Here is a 16,533-nt window from a genome sequence, read left to right on the forward strand (position 1 = left end):
TCCCTTCTTCAAGCTCGTGAAGGGGGTCAGTCCAGGTCTTCGAAGAAGGCGGCGACGGGGTAGTTGGCGATGAGGCGGGCCAGTCCTACCGGTGTTTGACCGTGTGCGTTCTCCGCGAACGGGTCTGCCCCGTGCTCCCGCAGCAAGATGATCATCGCTCCCTCGCCGCGGCAGTTGAACACGGCCGTGAACAGTGGCGTGTTGCCGTGCCGGTTCACTGTGTCTACCTCAGCGCCGGCCTCCAGCAGTACCGTCGCCGCCTCGGCGGCATTCTGCTGGGCGGCCAGATGCAACGGCCGGAAGCCCTGAGTGTCCGCGGCGTTCGGGTCGACGCCGGCCGCCAGATGCCGCACAGTAGCCGTGACGTCGTTCTCCAGAGCGGCGTAGTGCAGGTCGGTCCGGCCCGCCTGGTCAACCATCGATCATCGCTCCCCGGTCGGCTGGCACGGCACGGATCATGCCATGCTCTGATGCGCGCACATCGGCTACGAGCGTGCCGGCAGCAGCGCTGCGATCTCTACGAACTCGGGCAGGATTCGCTGCCTGATGGCGGCGCGCCAGGTGGTGTGGTCGCCTCCGATGAGGTGGTCACGACCCTTCGCGAGCGACGAGGTCCGGGCTCGTTCTTCCAGGAGTTGTCGCCGAAGCGTGTGCTGCCCATGCCTGCGCGTTCGTGTGACCGTCTTGGCCGGCCACGACACCGGCAACGTCGTCTGGGTCGGCAACCAACGCTCCAAGGCCGCCTTCGAGGAGTTCTTCACCGCTCTCGGCCCGTCCTGTCCGCAACCCCAACAGGGCCGCCCGCGCCGCAGCCACCGATCGGTGTGATCGCGGGTCCAGGACCCGAACACTCGGCTTGCCGGGCAGTTGATCAAGGCGTCTAGGCTGGCCGGGACGTCGGAGGGAAGGAGTAGGGATGGATACCATGGCGCTGCTCTTCGTCCTGGTTCCGCTGGGCGCCGCCGTGGTCATCGGCCTGGTGGTGACGGCACTGGTCCTCACCTTCAACAGCGGTAGCCGAAGCCCGCTGCCGTCGGATCCGGCGCAGCCGGTGACCCTGCACGCCCGGGTGTCCCGTCCGACGTCGGGCCTGCTCGTCAGGGGAAATTTCGATTCGCGGCTCTACGGGCGGTTGTCCGTTGCCGATGGTCAGCTTCGCTGGAACCCGGATCAGGGTGAGTCCTGGGCCGCCCCGATCGGGTCGATCACCGTGCTCGGCACCGGCAGCGCCTGGGGGCTGAGCCAGCCGCACCTCGACATCGATATCGCCGGTTCCGGCCCCTGGCGGCTGGTCGTCTCGGACCGGAAGCTCAACCGGTTCCTCGGCAACGACGCAAAGAAATTCCGGGAGGCCCGGCGGGCCCGAGAGCTCACCGACCGGCTGCTTCGAAGCGGCGCCCGAGCCGCGTAGGGCGCCCCGAGGACGAAGGGTGCCACCCGGTGATCGTTTTGGTCACCGCACCAACGTTGCCGGACTCGACGGAAGGGCAGACGGATGGACAAGCTGCTTGGGCCGGTCTGCCTGCTTGCGGGCCTCGCGGGCATCGCGTACGCGGTGACGACGTTGGCGACCGCGGCACGGCACGCCCGGTCGTGGGTGCGCACCATCGGCACCGTGGTCGACTCACGCAACGACTCGCAGGCCGACGAGGTGATCCTTCGCCTGCTGGTGCGCTTCGAGGGCCCGCACGGGCCGGTGACGTTCTGGAACCGCTACGGGTCAAACTCCGGCGGTCATCGAGGCACCCAGGTCGCCATTCGGTACAACCCTCACGATGTCACCGACGCGGTCATCGCCGCCGGCGCGCACGGCGGCGTGTCCAACGGGCTGTTCATCCTCGCCGTCAGCGCGGTGTTCGCCGCGGTCGGTGCCGCCGTCACGTGGTTCGCGCTCGCATGACCGCCGATCTCCCGAGGATGCCCGACGGCCGCGATCGAGCCCGTCGGGGACTTCACGTTGAACGCCGGCTCCCGGCGGCCCCAGTAGCGCTACGGACATCGTTTCGCCAGGCTACTGAAATCCGGCACAGCTGGCGACGTATCGAGAGATGGTGTCAGCGATGTCTTCGCCTGCCTTGAAGCGATGGATGGTGGTCTCGGCTCCAGGCCCGTCGATGTGCACCTTGTAGACGCCACCGTCCGAGCGTAGGAAGTCCGCCACGGCTGCGCCGACCTCGAAGCATGCGGCCATGCTCAGGGGATTGACGGTCACGCCGTCATCCCCCTTGACGCCCAAGCTGCGTGCGGAGATGGCGGCCGCCAAGCGATCGTTTGCGTTAGCGTCCAGCAGTTGTACCAGAACCTGCGGCATAGTCTTTCAGCCATTCTTTTCGACATCGCAAGCTCGGCGCTCCCGTAGGACGGAGCAGACTCGCCGGCCGCCAAACTCTACTTTGCCTATAATATTTACAGAGTTCGAACAAGCCACTCGGCCGGTCGCCGCCATCCATCAGCGATGGTGGATGGCATGCGTAAATTACCGGCCGCCCTGGCCACAGCCGCTCTCGCCGCCACCGCCGGTCTCGTCGCCTCCGCCGGCACGTCACCAGCCCCCGCGGCGGCCTCCACCACTCCGCCGAACATTGTGTTCGTCCTGGTCGACGACCTGGCGTGGAATCTGGTGCAGCACATGCCGAACGTACAGCGGCTGCAGAGCGACGGCACGACGTTCACCAACTACACCGTTACCGACTCGCTGTGCTGCCCATCCCGCTCGTCGATCTTCACCGGGAAGTTCCCGCACGACACTGGAGTCTTCACCAACGAGAGTCCCGACGGCGGCTTCGCGGTCTTCCGCAACCGTGGCAACGAGTCGCGAACCTTCGCCACGGCCCTGCAGGCCCAGGGCTACACCACCGCGTTCATGGGCAAGTACCTCAACGGGTACCTCCCCAAAGATCTCTACACGCCGCCGGGCTGGACCGAGTGGTACGGCGCCGGCAACGCCTACGGCGAATACAACTACAACCTGAACGAGAACGGCACGCTCGTGCACTACGGAAACACTGACGCCGACTACCTCACCGACGTCGTGAGCGCCAAGGGCAAGTCGTTCATTCAGCGCGCGGCCGCGTCGCACAAGCCGTTCCTGGTGGAGATTTCCACGTTCGCACCGCACGGCCCATTCACTCCAGCTCGCCAGGACCTCGACAAGTTTCCCGGCCTGACCGCTCCGCGTACACCCGCCTGGGACACCCTTCCGACGAACGCGCCGACCTGGCTGGCAGGCAACGGTCCACTCACCGCTGCCGAGATTCAAAAGATCGACATCGACTACCGGAAGCGGGCGCAAGCCGTACAGGCCGTCGATCGCATGATCGACGGACTGCGTCAGCAGCTCGTCGATTCGGGGGTCGCCGACAACACGTACGTCGTATTCAGCTCCGACAACGGCTTCCACATGGGCGACCACCGCTTGGTGGAAGGCAAACAGACGGCGTTCGACCATGACGTGGTCGTGCCACTGGTGATCGCGGGCCCGAACGTGCCCAGTGGCATCAGCCGCCCGCAGATCGTGCAGAACATCGATCTGGCCCCCACGTTCGAGCGCGTGGGCGGCGCTGCGGTCGCCGGCGACGTCGACGGCCGCTCCCTGCTGACACTGGTCACCGGCGGGCCGACTGCCCCGTGGCGCACCGGCTCACTCATCGAGCACCATGGCCCGGGCGCCAGCCCCGACGACCCCGACGTCCAAGACGCCCGCAACGGCATGCCGACCACCTATGAGGCACTGCGCACAGCGACGTACACCTATGTGGAATACGACAACGGCGAACGCGAATACTACGACCGCACCACCGACTCGTACCAGCTGCGGAACACGTACGCCGGCCTCTCGGCAGCCCGCAAGGCAACCCTGCACTCAGACCTCGACGCCCTGAAGAACTGCCACACGAATGCATCCTGCTGGACCGCAGGACACGTCAGCTAATACCAACAGCGCATACCCACGAACAGCGAAGAGGTCTAGTCGGTGGCGAGCTGGTCAGATACTGGCCTGGTGGCCCCTGCGGCCAGGCACGTCGGGCTTGGCCCGCGCTCGGGCGACGTCGGCGAGTCCGCTGGGCGAAAGCGTGTCGCGGCGCAGGACCTGCAGTAGTTCCTCGTACGGACCGATCAGGTAGGCCTGATCGCCGGCGGCGAAGCGGGTATCGCGCCGCGGTGGGTGTTCCAGGGCGCCGTCGGCGGCGGCGCGGTTGATCGCCACGACTCGGGTACGGGCGGACAGGTCCTGCATGGCGAGGCCGTCGAGTCCGCCGCCAGGGGCGACCGTGAGCCGGCCTACGAGCATGAGTTGCGAGCCGACGTAGAAGGTGGCGATGACATCGAGGCCCAGCGCGGCGCCGACGAACCAGGGCGCTGCGAGGGCGGCGGTGGAGCGGGCCTGACCGAGACCGAAGTTGCGTTCCACCGTCGCGGCCAGGGTGCGGTCGAACAGTCGCAGTACCACCGGCACGTCGGCGCCCTGCTCGCCGAGCTGGTCACGGATGGCCAGGCCGGTCTCGAGATTGATCAGGTCATCGCTGGTGAGTACGGCGACCGCGCGGGCCGAGGGCAGCTGTACTCGGTGCAGGGTCTGCGGAAGGGTGGCGTCGGCGAAGATGACGGGTACGCCACTGTCGCGTACCTGGGTGGCGTACCGGTTGTTCTCGTTGCGTTCGATGACGACGACGTCCGTACCGGTGCCGGCCAGGCGCTCCACCACGCGGACGCCGACCGAGCCGAGACCGACCACGACGACATGGCCGTTGAGCTGTTTGAGCCGCCGGTTGCCGAGCGCCTCCTCGATGCGGATGGTGACCAGCGTGTTGGTCAGCAGGGCGAAGAACGTGGTGGCGAGCAGCGCACCGAGGATCATCAGGGCGATCGCGAAGCCGCGCAGCCAGGGTGGCTGACTGCGGAAGTTGAAGTCGCCGAAGCCGACCGTCGCGATCGTCTCGACGGTGAAGTACGCGGCGTCGAGGACGCTCATCCGGGTGCCGTCGGGTTCCCGGTATCCAAGGCGCAGCACGACCATCGCGGCCGTGGCCAGCAAAAACAGGCCGGCGAGGGCATACATCAAGCGGCGGTCCACCGCACTGAACACCGACCTTGCCAGGTGCCACTTGCTGCGCAGCCGACCGGACCGGACCGGTACCGGGGCGCCGGCAGTGCCATGCAGACCGGCCCGCGCCAGTTCGGCGGCGGTGCCGAGGAGGGTGACCAGGTCGCCGGTGCGCACCCGGTGGTCGCGGCCGGGGCACACCACCATGTCGCCGCCGTCGGCGCCGGTCACGGCGAGCGGGGCGAGGGATCCGTAGCGGGAGCGTAAACGGCTGGAGACGTCGGCGACCACCTGGGTGGCCACGAATGGGTGCCCGTCGAGGTCCAGGTCGTGCGTTCCTGTACGCAGGCACGACTCGACCAGCGACGGTGCGGACAGACCCGCCACGTCCAGCACGGAGATCGACAGGGCGGACAGGGCTCGGCCGACGGCCGGGTTGCGGAGCTGCACCACGACGCGAATGTCAGGCCGGTTCTCTCTCGTCAACAACGCCGCTTCGATCGTGTGCAGGTCGTCGGCGAGCACGCAGATGACTGCGACGGCTCCGCCCAGGCCGGCCTCGTCAAGGGTCTCGACGAGCCGTGGGCTGCCGATCACGACCGGCACACCCCAGCCGCGTACCACCCGCACCAGCCGCGGATCGGCGTCGTCCTCGACGACGACGACCTTGACGCCGGCGAGGTATAGCTGTTCGACCGTGCGCAGTCCGACGTCGTCCAGCCCGTACACGATGATGTGTCCACGCCAGCTCGCACAGCTACCACTCATCGGAGCAGAATCAACCGCGACCGTGTCGGCGAGGTTAACGGTGTCACCCTGGCACCGCGGGCCAGTGGGCGCCGGTCCGGGCGGCGTGCCGCCCGGACCGGGCCGGTCACTTCAGTGATCGCAGCGTGGTCCGTGCGCTGCGGGCCGCCTCGCGGATCGGCTGAACCTGGGCGCGGATCGCGTCGCCGTCCGGTCCGGGCTGGATTGCCAGCAGCTTGTCGACCTGGCCGTTCACCGACGTCGTCACCGACTTGAGCTTGGCCTGGTCGACGTCCGAGCGGTCGTCCAGCTTGTCGATCACGGCCAGTTCGGTGTCGATCGCCGCGGTGAGCCGGACCTTCGGACCGGTCAGGATGAAGACGCGGAAGTCGTTCACCATGCTCTGAGCGTCGGCCTTCACCGCGGCCGCGGTGGTCTCGCCGGCGACCTTGGTACGCAGGGCGGTGAGCCCCGCCGTCTGGTCGTCGATCAGTTTGGCCAGCGTGGCGCGGTGTGCGCTCTGGACCCGCTCGGCCTTGCCCAGCGTGGTGTCGAAACGCTTAAGCGCGGCGAGGCGTTTGTCGATCCGGGCGGTGACCACGGTCTTTGCCTTGTCGAGTGGCCTTTCCGCGGCTTGTGCCGGCGCTCCGGCGACAATGGCGACGGCGAACGCGGCGGTGGTCACCACGGCGGTACGCAGGGTGCGGCTCATCAGTGTCCTCTTTCTCAGTCCTGGTCCTGGGCCGGCTGGTCGTCGCCGTGCAGTTGCCGGTCGATCTCGTCGAGGAGGCCGCCGACGTCGGCGTTCGACTTGGCGCTCGACGTGGTGGCCGACGCGCCGGTCGTGCCACGCGGCGAGGGTGAAGCGGGAGCGTCCACCGGCGGCCGCTGGGTCGGGGCCGATTCGGTGGCCGCGGGGTGACGGGCACAGCCGCCGGTCAGCAGCACGGCGGCCGCCAACGCGACGGCGAGGGTTCGTCTCATGCCGACGATCTTCGGGACCAACTGTCAGAGAACCGCGAGCGGTTTGTAAGGATCAGGTCAGGACGCCTTGGGATCGCTCGCGCGGCCGCCCCGCTGCCAGATCCCGTTCAGGAGGCCGCCTCGGCCGTTGTCAGTTCACGTGGCGACGAACGACCGTCGAGTCCACCTGCTCGGGGTAACGCGCCTGCTGACGGCCGAGTTCGGCCGTGGGGATGGCGGCGCGTATGTTCGGGCGGTGAATCCCGCTGACCTGCAGGGCCTTCGTTCGGGAGACCTCGAAACCCGCGAAGCACATGTGCACCAGCTGCTCGACCGGGCCAGGACGCACGGTGATGAATCGGCCATCGCGGCGCTGCACACGCTGGTCCGCGACTACCGAGATTTTCACAGGTCCCTGTATTCGCGGGCGATGAACCATGCGGCCGTCTTCGCGGACGCCGGACTGCAGGAGCCGTTGCTCGCCGCGCTCGGCGACACCCGGTACAACTGTCAGGCTTGGGCTGCGATGGGTTGCGCGGCAATGGATATCCGGGCCGCCGTGCCACAGCTCATCACGCTCCTCGACCACCAGCAGTGGATCGTCCGGGGCGAGACGGTGACCGCGCTCGCCCGGCTCGGCGACGCCTCGGTCGTGCCCTCGCTGCGACCACTGCTCAACGACCAGGCCGACTGGCTACGCCAGCGAACCGCCGACGCCCTGGCCCGCATCGGCGGCGACGCCGCGCTCGATGCGCTCTGGCACGAGTTCGAGCACCGGCGGTTCCCCCGGATCGGCTATCTCGCCAGCACGCTGGCCCTGTTCACGCCGGAGGTGGTACCCCGGCTGCTGGCCGCGGCCGACAGCACGGATCCGGATCAACGGTACTGGGCTGCCGTCGCGCTCGGATCGACAGGCGATGATCGGGCGGTACCGACGCTGGAGCGGCTGATGGCCGGCGACCGTGGCGTGACCGTGTTCGACGGGGAAGTTCGCACCGCGGCGAAGAAGGCCCTGCGCACGCTCCGTCGCATTCAAGCTGCCATCGCCGAACGAGAGCGAGTCGAAGCCCAGGCCAAGGCTGGCTGACTCGTCGACGGCTGGTGGGCGGTCCCCGATCGGGTGCGGTGGCAACCTGTCGCCGAGGCGGCCAGCCTCGTCAAACCCGCGCTGCCGGCCTACGGCTTACTGATGTATGCGCTGTCGGTCCCGGCCGCGCTGCTGCCGGCGAGGACGGCGGCGCCGGTCAGCTGATCCGCGGGTACCGGCGTGGGGGAGGTTGCCCGTGCCACGATCCCGACGGCCGCGACGAGGCAGGCCGCGCCGATCACGGCAAGGACCGGCGGGTAGCCGACGGCGGCGTACAGGCCGGCCGCGCCGAGGGGTGCGACGGCCTTGGCGACGGTGATGGGGGTGGCGAGGATGCCGGCGATCGTCGCGTAGGCGGTGGTGCCGTACCGGTCGGCCAGCAGCGCGGGTTTGACGAGGCTGGCCACGCCGAAGCCGATCCCGAAACCGACCACCGCGAGTGCCGCGCCGATCCGGCCGGCGCCGACGATCGGCAGGCTGAGCGCGGCGGCGGCCTGGACGGTGAAGACGACCGCGACCACCACCGGTAGCCGAAGGCGGCGCTGGGCGCCGGTGAGCAGCAGCCGGCCGGTCACCGACAGCACGCCGAGCAGCCCGGCGACCGTGGCGGCGAAGGTCGCCGGATGGCCTTCGTGGACGAGGAACCCGACGAGGTGGACGGTCATCGCGCTCATCGCCGCGCCGTGCGCGACGAACGCGACGGCCAGCCACCAGAACCGGGCATCGCGCATCGCCGCGCGCACCACCTCGGCGCGGTCGCGGCGCGTGGGCTGCCGCGCCTGCGAGGCGGGCCGTGGTGGTCTGCGGACCGAGAGGGCGTGCAGCGGAACGGCGACTGCGCCGTACAGCGCGGCAAGCAGCAGGAGTGCGGTGCGCCAGCCGTACCGGTCGGCGAGCAGGCCGGTGAGCGGCATGAAGATGGTGCTGGCGAAGCCGGCCACGACGATGACCCCGAGGACGGCCCTGCCGCGTCGCCGCGGGTCGAACCAGGAGACCACGACGGCGAGGGCCGGTTCGTAGAGCACCATCGCGGCGCAGATCCCGATGCCGATGAGCACCGTGTAGAGCTGTGCGACGGTCTGCACCTGGGACCAGGCGGCGACCAGGATCGTGGCGGCGACGGATCCGGCGGTCATCAGGGCCCGGCCGCCGTGACGGTCGAGCCACCGCCCTACCGGCACCGCCATCACCGCCCCGGCCAGCACCGACGCGGTCAACGCGCCGGTGACGGCCGTGGCGGAGGTGTGCAGGTCGGCGGCCATCGGTTGCAGCAGTACCGCGAAGGCGTAGTAGAGCACGCCGTAGCCGATGGTCTGGGTCACCGCCAGGGCAGCGACGATCCACCAACCGCGCCCGGCCACCGCTGTTCCTCGTGTCACCCGGTCAGCCGCAGCAGCCGCCGGCCTGCTCACCGGTGCCGGCTGCGGCGACGGGCTGGAGGGTCAGCGGTACGGACAGCAGCCCGCCGGCGATCCCGGTCGCCAGACCCCGCCCGGCCGGCACCGTGACGGTCTCGTCGGCGGGTGTGGTGCAGCAGCCACCGTCACCGCTGTCGACGCGGTCGGCGTCCACCGCGATGTTGCTGCTGCACACTCCGGTTTCGGGCAGGTCGAGCTGGACGTCGCGGGCGGCCTGCCAGTCCCCCGCGAGGGCGGCGACGACCGAGCGGGCCTGCTCGTAGCCGGTGGCGAGCAGGAACGTGGGTGCCCGCCCGTAGGACTTGGCGCCGATGGCGTAGTAGCCGGGCTCGGGGTGGGCGAGCTCGTCGACGCCGTGCGGTGGCACGGTGCCGCAGGAGTGCTCGTTCGGGTCGATCAGCGGTGCGAGGGTACGGCCGGCGCCCATGATCGGGTCGAGGTCGAGGCGCAGTTCGGCGGCGATGCCGTGGTCGGGGCGGAACCCGGTCGCGGACACGATCCGGTCGACCACCACGCTGCGAGTGCCGTCGGAGACCTCGATTCCGTCGGGCCGCGGTGTGAGCGCGCCGACAGAGAAGCCGGTGATCAGTTCGATGTGGCCGGCCTCGACGTGTTCGCGTAGGACGGTGCCGAGGGCGCCGCGGGCGGGGAGCGCGTCGGCGGCCCCGCCGCCGTAGGTGCGTGCCGGGCCGGCCGCCCGGATCGCCCAGGTGACCCGGGTGCCCGGCGCCTGGTCGGCGAGGTCGGCGAGCAGCAGCAGGGTGTTGGCTGCGGAGTATCCGGCGCCGACGACCAGGACCCGCTTGCCGGCGAACCGGTCGCGGTCGGCGCCGAGAACGTCGGGCAGGGCGTGCTCGAGGAAGGCCGTCGCGCCGGTCTCGCCGTGTGCGGGGATGCCGGAGGCGCCGAGCACGTTCGGGGTGTCCCAGGTGCCGGCGGCGTCGATGACGGCGCGGGCGAGGACGTCCTCGCCGGTGGCGAGGCGGATCAGGAACGGGGTGGTGTCGCGGCCGGCGGTGCGGACCCGGTCGAGGCCGAGCCGGGTCACGGCGACCACCCGGGCGCCGTACCGCACGTGTGGTTTGAGCGCGGGCAGGTCCGCCAGGGGCTGGAGGTAGTCGGCGGCGAGCTGGGCGCCGGTCGGCAGGACGTCGGCGTCGGGCTCGACCCAGCCGCCGGCGGCGAGCAGTCGCCGGGCGGCGGCGTCGATGTTGTAGCGCCATGGCGAGAAGACGCGGATGTGCCCCCACTGGCGCACGGCGGCGGCCGCGGTCTCGCCGGCTTCCAGGACGGTGTAGGCGATGCCGCGCTCGGCGAGGTGCGCGGCGGCGGCGAGGCCGACCGGCCCGGCGCCGATGACGACGACGGGCAGGCCGTCCAGTGGGGTGCTCATGATGGGACTCCTCATTTGTAGGGCAGGTCAGGTGATGTGCGGGCTGCGGCGTTCGATGAAGACCACGTCGCGCCACCGGTTGCCCTGGGCGAGATGACGGCCGACGCGTTCGCGGACGCCGACGGTGCGGAACCCGGCGGCTCGATGCAGGGCGAGGCTGGCGGTGTTCTCGGGAAAGATCCCGGATTGGATGGTCCATATGCCGGCTGCCTCGGTGGAGGCGATGAGCGCGTCGAGCAGGGCGCGGCCGACGCCGCGCCGCCGTGCGGCCGGGTCGACGTAGACGGAGTGTTCGACCACCCCGGCGTACACCCGGCGCGCCGAGACCGCGGAGACCGCGGCCCAGCCCAGGACCGTGTCGGTGGCGTCGTCCTCGACGGCGACGAGGCGGTGGTGGACCAGCTTGCCCGCGTCGAACGCCGCCCAGTCGGGGGCGGTGTGCTCGAAGCTGGCGTTGCCGGCGTCCATGCCGGCCTGGTAGATCGCGAGGACCTGCTGGGCGTCGTCGGCGCGCATGGCCCGGATCGCGACGGCGGTCATGAACAGCCTCCGGTCGGGCTCGGTGCGGGGCGGCCCATCACGACGTCGGCGGCGGACGGGAAGCAGTCGATGCAGCGGGCGTTGATCCGGTAGTGCCGGGCGGTGCCGACGGGCTCGACCAGGACGAAGCGCACCTCGGTGAGGATCTTCAGATGCTGCGAGACGGTGGACTGGGCCAGGCCGACCGCGGCGACGATCTCCGCAACCGGCATCGGCCGGTTCTGCCGGGCCAGGTACTCCACGATCTGCACCCGGGTGGGGTCGGCCAGGGCGCGGAACCAGGAGGCGTACTCCTGCGCGATGCTCCGGTCGAGTAGGTCGGCCATCATTCACCATCTTCATCGTTAATCGCCGATTACCGATGAAATCGTAGCGGGTGCGGTGGCGATCAGCCATGCGGTGGCCACGACGAGCCGGGCGATGGCGGCGAGGGTGGCGGGCTCGACGCGGTCGGCGGTGTCGGCCGGGCTGTGGTAGCCGGCCATCCCCGCGCCGATCCCGACCGCCGCCAGTCCGGCGGCGGCGTATCGGCGGTTGTCGGAGGCCACCGGCCCGGCCGTCAGCGGCAGGCCGGTGTGCCGGGCCGCCTGATCGAGGGCCGCGAGCAGCGCGTGCGCCGGACCACCGGCCTCGACGGCGGCGGCCCGCTGTAGGTGCCCGGCACCGTCGACGTTGATGACCAGCGGCGTCGCGCCGTCGCCCCGCAGTTGGGCGGCGTGGTGAGCCGAGCCGAGCGCGCCGGTCTCCTCGCCGTCGAGCAACGCCACCGACAGTCCGGCACCGGCGGGCAGCGCCGGGGCGAGGATGCGGGCGGCTTCCAGGACGACGGCGACGCCGCCGGCGTTGTCCGCCGCCCCGGGTTGACGCAGTCCGGGGTGGTCGCCGACGCCGTCGTAGTGCGCGGTCAGCAACAGGTCCGTCCCGCCACCGGTCGGGGTGCGCCAGCGGCCGTGCACGTTCGCGGCGCTCACATCGATGCGACGGATCGGCGTGTTCCCGGCGAGCCGGCCCCGGCCCGCCTCGGCCACCCGCCGCAGCGCGGTATGGGTCGCGTCGTCCAGCGTCAGGATCGGCAGCGGCCCCGGGTGCGGACCGGCGAGCACCGTGTACTGCCAGCCGTCGGCGTCCACACCGCGGCCGACCAGCAACCCGGCCGCCCGGTCGGCGCGGCCGTACGCGTCGAACAGGCTCATCCCGGCGGGGACGAGCAGCCATCGCCCGGTCGGTTCGCCGTACCCGGCGACGGCGAGGTCCCCGCGCAGCAGCAGTGGCTGCTGCGCCGAGGCCGGATGCACGGCGACGTCGCGGCCGAACTCGAGCTCCCGGACGAGGTCGCCGTCGTGCCAGGACACCGCCGGCACCGCGTACACCTCGGGTACCGAGGCGACCGGGAAGGCCGCGAAGCTGACGGCCGCGTCCAGGTCGGCGAGGTGCCGGCCGAGCCAGGCGCGGGCCGCCGCGCCGCCGGGCGTGCCGACGCGCCGCCCGGCGAACGGCGCGCCCGCCAGGCAAGCGACCGTGGCGGCCATGCGTACGCCGTCGACCGCGCTCAGCAGCGGGTCGAGGCCGCTCACCGGGACGGTCGGGGTGTTCATCCGCAGCAGCCCTTGCCGGAGGCGACGGCGTCGGTCTTGGCGGCGCTGCCGCAGCAGGAGCCCTCCGCCGCGGCCTCGGTCGCGGTGCCGCAACACGGCGCGGCGGTGGCCTGGGCGGGTTCCGGGAGGGTGGCGGTGGCCCGGGGCGGGTTGCCGCAGCAGCCGCCGGTGCCGGCGGCGGTCAGCGCCGCGGCCGGGTCGCCGGTGAAACCGCCGGGGGTCCGGGTGTCACTCATGGTCGTACTCCCTCACAGGTAGCGAATGGCTGGACGATCGGATCGGCTCGGGTTCGACGGCTGTCGAGTTCGACGTTTGTCGAAACCAAGACTTGCACGCGGTTTCGATATCTGTCAACCTCGACGTATGTCGAAATCAGGGACGCCGCTCACCGTCATCGACACCGACGCGGCGCCGTGCTGCCCACCGATGGCCACGAGCCGCATCCCGGCGGAGTCCGCCGCGGCGCTGTCGCGGGCGTTCAAGGCCCTCGGCGATCCGATCCGGTTGCAGCTGATGTCGATGATCGCCTCGGCCGAGGGCGGGGAGGTCTGCGTCTGCGATCTCACCCCGGCGTTCGAGGTCTCCGGGACGACGATCTCGCACCACCTCAAGGTGCTGCGGGAAGCCGGGCTGGTCGACGCCGAGCGCCGGGCCAGCTGGGTTTATTACCGCGCCCGACCGGACCTGATGCGCCAGCTCGCGACCCTGCTCACCGCTTGACGCAAACACCATCACTCAGCGATCATTGACTCAATGAATGATGATGCTTCTTCGCTCCAGGTGCGGGCGCGTATCCACGCGGCGCTGGGCGACCCGGCGCGCCTGGCGATCGTGGACGCGCTCACCCTCGGCGACGCCTCCCCCAGCGAGATCGGCCACGGCCTGGGCATGCCGACGAACCTGGTCGCGCACCATCTCAAGGTGTTGCAGGACGCCGGCCTGATCGTGCGGACCCGTTCCGAGGGTGATCGACGGCGCACCTACCTGCGGCTGCAACCCGACGTCCTGGCCCTGCTGGCTCCGCCGCCGCTGGCCGGCGCGGATCGGGTGGTGTTCGTCTGCACCCACAACTCGGCCCGCTCCCAGCTCGCCGCCGCCCTGTGGCGCGAGCGGGTCGGCGGGCCGGTGGCCTCCGCCGGCACGAAACCCGCCGCCTGGGTCCACCCACGAGCGGTCAAGGTCGCCCACCGGCACGGGCTGACCCTCGACCCGACCGGCACCGCACACGTGACTGACGTCGTGCACGACGGCGACCTGGTGATCGCCGTCTGCGACAACGCACACGAAGACCTCACCGGCGGTGTCCGGCCCCGGCTCCACTGGTCGGTTCCCGACCCGGTCCGCCTCGACACCGACGCCGCATTTGAAGCCGCCTACACCGACCTGTCCGGACGCGTCGACCGCCTGGCGCCCGCCGTCGCGCACCCCTCCGACCGCGACTGACCCCCTGCCGATCCCCTCCTGCCCGCCACAGACCGGAGTTCCACTTCCATGCATTCCATCGCACCGTGGCGACGCCTGCTTGCCGAGTTCCTCGGCACCGCACTGCTGGTCACCGCCGTCGTCGGCTCCGGCATCATGGCCAGCACGCTCTCGCCGAACGACATCGGCCTGCAACTGCTGGAAAACTCGGTCGCGACCGCGTTCGCGCTCGGCGCGCTGATCCTGACCTTCGGCCCGGTCTCCGGCGCCCACTTCAACCCGGTCGTCTCCGCCGCGGACTGGTTCCTCGGCCGCCGTACCCGCACCGGCCTGACCGGCACGGACCTCACCGGATACCTCGCGGCGCAGACCGCCGGGGCGATCGCCGGATCAATCCTGGCGAACCTGATGTTCGACCTGGCCGCGGTCACGTTCTCCACCAAGGACCGCGCCGCCGGGCACCTGTGGCTCGGTGAGGTCGTCGCCACCGCCGGCCTGCTTCTGCTGATCTTCGCCCTGGCCCGGTCCGGCCGCGCCGCAGTCGCCCCGGCAGCGGTCGGCGCCTACATCGGCGCGGCCTACTGGTTCACCAGCAGCACCAGCTTCGCCAACCCCGCCGTCACCATCGGCCGGGCGTTCACCGACACCTTCGCCGGCATCGCCCCGGCCTCGGTGCCCTGGTTCGTCGTCGCCCAGCTCGGCGGCCTGCTTGTCGGGGTCGGCCTGCTGCTGGCCCTCTACCCGAGCGTCGGCACGACCGCCGGCGAGGTCGTGGTCGAGAAGACCGCCGACGAACCCCTCTCTTTCTGCGTCGAGGAGTCTCCCTGATGAGTGACAAGCCCAGCGTCCTGTTCGTCTGCGTACACAACGCCGGCCGCTCGCAGATGGCCGCCGGTTGGCTGCGTCACCTCGCCGGCGACGCGGTCGAGGTCCGCTCGGCCGGCTCGGCCCCGGCCGAGACCATCAACCCGGCCGCGGTCGAGGCGATGCGGGAGGTCGGCATCGACATCACCGACCAGACGCCGAGGAAACTCGAGTGGGAGACCGCCGAGAGCAGCGACGTCATCATCACCATGGGCTGCGGCGACGCCTGCCCGATCTTCCCCGGCAAACGCTACGAGGACTGGAAGCTCGAGGACCCCGCCGGCAAGGGCGTCGACGCGGTCCGGCCGATCCGCGACGAGATCAAGACCCGGATCGAGGTCCTGCTGGCCGACCTGATCCCGGCGGCTTGATCGGCCGTCAGGGCGTCTCCGGCGTGGCGCCGGGATCGTCGCGGAAGGACAGCCCGGCCGCGTCCATCGCCGTTCGCAGGTGGCGAAGGGCGTAAGGACCGACTCCATGTAGTGCCAGCACTTCGCTCTCACTGAGCCTGGCCACCTGTTCGAGCCGGACGACGCCGTACGCGGTAAGCGCACGTGTCGCGGGGGCGCCGATGTGCGGCAGCGGGGTGCCCGGCTCCAGTGCCGCCCGGTCCTGGGCCGACCGGGGATGACCCTCGTGGTCGAGGATGGCGGCGCCACGCGCCGAGAGTCGGTACCCGATGTCGAGCGATTCGGTCAGGCCGCGCTCCTTCAGCTTGCGTACGTTCTGTTTGAACGACGGTGTGTCCCGTCCCATCCGTTGTGCGAGGTCGGGCGCCCGGGTGGCCGGCAGTTCGTCGATCAGCAGGAGCGTTGCCCGGGTCCACGGCCCGGTCGGCGAGGCGAGGTCGAGCCGGTCGAGCCACGCGACGATCGCGCCGATCTCCGCGGCGTCGGGTACCGCCTCCCGCAGCGCCTGCCGCGGGTCGGCGCCCGCGTACCGGAGCCCGATCCGATACACCGGCCGGTCGGGGTGTACGCGCTCCAGGCCTTGGCGGAGCGCGGCCAGCGACGCCGCGCCCGCCCGGCGGGCGTCCGCGGCGGTCAGCGACCTCACCGGTAAGCGGTCGACGGACGTGACCTCGACCAGTCCGACCGCGGTACGCATCCGGGTACCGACCTTGAGCCGTGGCCGTTCCCACCGGCGGAACGCCACGTCGATGTCGCCGGCCCGGATCGCCGCCAGTTCTGCGGGACGTATCTGCACGCCACCCAGTTCAACACACGCCACGACCCATCCGTCACGTGACCGCGGTGCCTTCGAGTTCGACCATCAGCTCGGGGAGCGTGAGCCGGGTCACGCCGAGCAGCGTCATGGTCGGCACCGCGCCCGCGGCACCCAGCCGCGCCTGCGATGGCTACGCGCCTCACTGCGCGACCGCGCCGCCGCATTCCTGACCCACTACGCGGAGCCCGGGTAGTAAGCCGCGACGATCACGTCCGCGGCGTGTCTGGGGTTAT

The 16,533-nt window shown here is 70.7% G+C and carries 21 protein-coding genes; 9 read left to right on the forward strand and 12 right to left on the reverse strand.

The window, feature by feature from the left end; genetic code table 11:
• Positions 1-26 precede the first annotated feature (26 nt).
• Positions 27-419: an ankyrin repeat domain-containing protein gene (locus BJ971_RS33300; RefSeq protein WP_184997187.1), complete on the reverse strand. Its 393-nt coding sequence runs from the start codon at positions 417-419 to the stop codon at positions 27-29.
• Between the two features lie 256 nt (positions 420-675).
• Between BJ971_RS33300 and BJ971_RS33305 the strand changes: the two genes are divergently transcribed.
• The 3 genes from BJ971_RS33305 (at position 676) to BJ971_RS33315 (ending at position 1,900) form a co-directional block, all read left to right on the forward strand.
• Entirely contained in the window at positions 676-828 is a 153-nt protein-coding gene (locus BJ971_RS33305) for a hypothetical protein (RefSeq protein WP_184997189.1), read from the forward strand.
• 88 nt (positions 829-916) lie between these two features.
• Positions 917-1,411 (forward strand): hypothetical protein, encoded by a 495-nt coding sequence (locus BJ971_RS33310; protein ID WP_184997191.1) that lies wholly within the window; start codon positions 917-919, stop codon positions 1,409-1,411.
• A gap of 84 nt (positions 1,412-1,495) precedes the next feature.
• Positions 1,496-1,900 (forward strand): DUF3592 domain-containing protein, encoded by a 405-nt coding sequence (locus BJ971_RS33315; protein ID WP_184997193.1) that lies wholly within the window; start codon positions 1,496-1,498, stop codon positions 1,898-1,900.
• Between the two features lie 111 nt (positions 1,901-2,011).
• On the opposite strand, the gene BJ971_RS33320 is transcribed toward BJ971_RS33315, so the two are convergent.
• Positions 2,012-2,311, reverse strand: a complete 300-nt coding sequence (locus tag BJ971_RS33320) for a hypothetical protein (RefSeq protein WP_184997195.1) — start codon at positions 2,309-2,311, stop codon at positions 2,012-2,014.
• 156 nt (positions 2,312-2,467) lie between these two features.
• Here BJ971_RS33320 and BJ971_RS33325 point away from each other — a divergent pair, with 156 nt between their 5' ends.
• Positions 2,468-3,931 carry a sulfatase family protein gene (locus BJ971_RS33325; RefSeq protein WP_184997197.1) on the forward strand — a complete coding sequence of 488 codons (1,464 nt, stop codon included), beginning with the start codon at positions 2,468-2,470 and terminating at the stop codon, positions 3,929-3,931.
• A gap of 54 nt (positions 3,932-3,985) precedes the next feature.
• Here BJ971_RS33325 and BJ971_RS33330 read toward each other — a convergent pair whose 3' ends face one another.
• From BJ971_RS33330 to BJ971_RS33340, 3 genes are all read right to left on the reverse strand, one after another.
• Positions 3,986-5,812, reverse strand: a complete 1,827-nt coding sequence (locus BJ971_RS33330; protein WP_184997199.1) for an NAD-binding protein — start codon at positions 5,810-5,812, stop codon at positions 3,986-3,988.
• 106 nt (positions 5,813-5,918) lie between these two features.
• Positions 5,919-6,503, reverse strand: a complete 585-nt coding sequence (locus BJ971_RS33335) for a hypothetical protein (protein WP_184997200.1) — start codon at positions 6,501-6,503, stop codon at positions 5,919-5,921.
• Positions 6,504-6,517: 14 nt separating this feature from the next.
• Entirely contained in the window at positions 6,518-6,775 is a 258-nt protein-coding gene (locus BJ971_RS33340) for a hypothetical protein (protein WP_184997203.1), read from the reverse strand.
• A 139-nt stretch (positions 6,776-6,914) separates the two neighbouring features.
• Between BJ971_RS33340 and BJ971_RS33345 the strand changes: the two genes are divergently transcribed.
• Positions 6,915-7,841: a HEAT repeat domain-containing protein gene (locus BJ971_RS33345; RefSeq protein WP_184997205.1), complete on the forward strand. Its 927-nt coding sequence runs from the start codon at positions 6,915-6,917 to the stop codon at positions 7,839-7,841.
• A gap of 89 nt (positions 7,842-7,930) precedes the next feature.
• On the opposite strand, the gene BJ971_RS33350 is transcribed toward BJ971_RS33345, so the two are convergent.
• The 6 genes from BJ971_RS33350 to BJ971_RS33375 are packed head-to-tail and all read right to left on the reverse strand — an operon-like array spanning position 7,931 to position 13,023.
• Entirely contained in the window at positions 7,931-9,202 is a 1,272-nt protein-coding gene (locus BJ971_RS33350) for an MFS transporter (RefSeq protein WP_203709525.1), read from the reverse strand.
• 22 nt (positions 9,203-9,224) lie between these two features.
• Positions 9,225-10,652 carry an FAD-dependent oxidoreductase gene (locus BJ971_RS33355; RefSeq protein ID WP_184997207.1) on the reverse strand — a complete coding sequence of 476 codons (1,428 nt, stop codon included), beginning with the start codon at positions 10,650-10,652 and terminating at the stop codon, positions 9,225-9,227.
• A 27-nt stretch (positions 10,653-10,679) separates the two neighbouring features.
• Positions 10,680-11,192 carry a GNAT family N-acetyltransferase gene (locus tag BJ971_RS33360; protein ID WP_184997209.1) on the reverse strand — a complete coding sequence of 171 codons (513 nt, stop codon included), beginning with the start codon at positions 11,190-11,192 and terminating at the stop codon, positions 10,680-10,682.
• Positions 11,189-11,521 (reverse strand): ArsR/SmtB family transcription factor, encoded by a 333-nt coding sequence (locus BJ971_RS33365; protein ID WP_184997211.1) that lies wholly within the window; start codon positions 11,519-11,521, stop codon positions 11,189-11,191. The genes BJ971_RS33360 and BJ971_RS33365 overlap by 4 nt, the downstream gene beginning before the upstream one ends.
• 15 nt (positions 11,522-11,536) lie before the next feature.
• Positions 11,537-12,787: a M28 family metallopeptidase gene (locus tag BJ971_RS33370; RefSeq protein ID WP_184997213.1), complete on the reverse strand. Its 1,251-nt coding sequence runs from the start codon at positions 12,785-12,787 to the stop codon at positions 11,537-11,539.
• Positions 12,784-13,023 (reverse strand): hypothetical protein, encoded by a 240-nt coding sequence (locus BJ971_RS33375; protein WP_184997215.1) that lies wholly within the window; start codon positions 13,021-13,023, stop codon positions 12,784-12,786. Before BJ971_RS33375 ends, BJ971_RS33370 begins: the two co-directional genes overlap by 4 nt.
• A 127-nt stretch (positions 13,024-13,150) precedes the next feature.
• Here BJ971_RS33375 and BJ971_RS33380 point away from each other — a divergent pair, with 127 nt between their 5' ends.
• From BJ971_RS33380 to BJ971_RS33395, 4 genes are read left to right on the forward strand one after another with little or no spacing between them, the layout of a single operon-like run.
• Entirely contained in the window at positions 13,151-13,507 is a 357-nt protein-coding gene (locus BJ971_RS33380; RefSeq protein WP_184997217.1) for an ArsR/SmtB family transcription factor, read from the forward strand.
• Positions 13,508-13,540: 33 nt separating this feature from the next.
• Complete coding sequence (locus BJ971_RS33385; RefSeq protein ID WP_184997219.1) at positions 13,541-14,230, forward strand: arsenate reductase/protein-tyrosine-phosphatase family protein; 690 nt, start codon at positions 13,541-13,543, stop codon at positions 14,228-14,230.
• Positions 14,231-14,278: 48 nt separating this feature from the next.
• A complete protein-coding gene (locus BJ971_RS42380; protein ID WP_184997221.1) occupies positions 14,279-15,037 on the forward strand; it encodes an aquaporin in 759 nt (252 codons plus the stop codon).
• On the forward strand, positions 15,037-15,444 hold the full coding sequence (locus BJ971_RS33395; RefSeq protein ID WP_184997223.1) for an arsenate reductase ArsC: 408 nt from the start codon (positions 15,037-15,039) through the stop codon (positions 15,442-15,444). The genes BJ971_RS42380 and BJ971_RS33395 overlap by 1 nt, the downstream gene beginning before the upstream one ends.
• Positions 15,445-15,451: 7 nt before the next feature.
• Here the strand turns inward: BJ971_RS33395 and BJ971_RS33400 are convergent, their stop codons facing one another.
• Entirely contained in the window at positions 15,452-16,279 is an 828-nt protein-coding gene (locus BJ971_RS33400; protein WP_184997226.1) for a hypothetical protein, read from the reverse strand.
• Positions 16,280-16,533: the final 254 nt, after the last annotated feature.

Origin of the sequence: Amorphoplanes digitatis (assembly GCF_014205335.1) — a bacterium.
Classification (GTDB): domain Bacteria; phylum Actinomycetota; class Actinomycetes; order Mycobacteriales; family Micromonosporaceae; genus Actinoplanes; species Actinoplanes digitatus.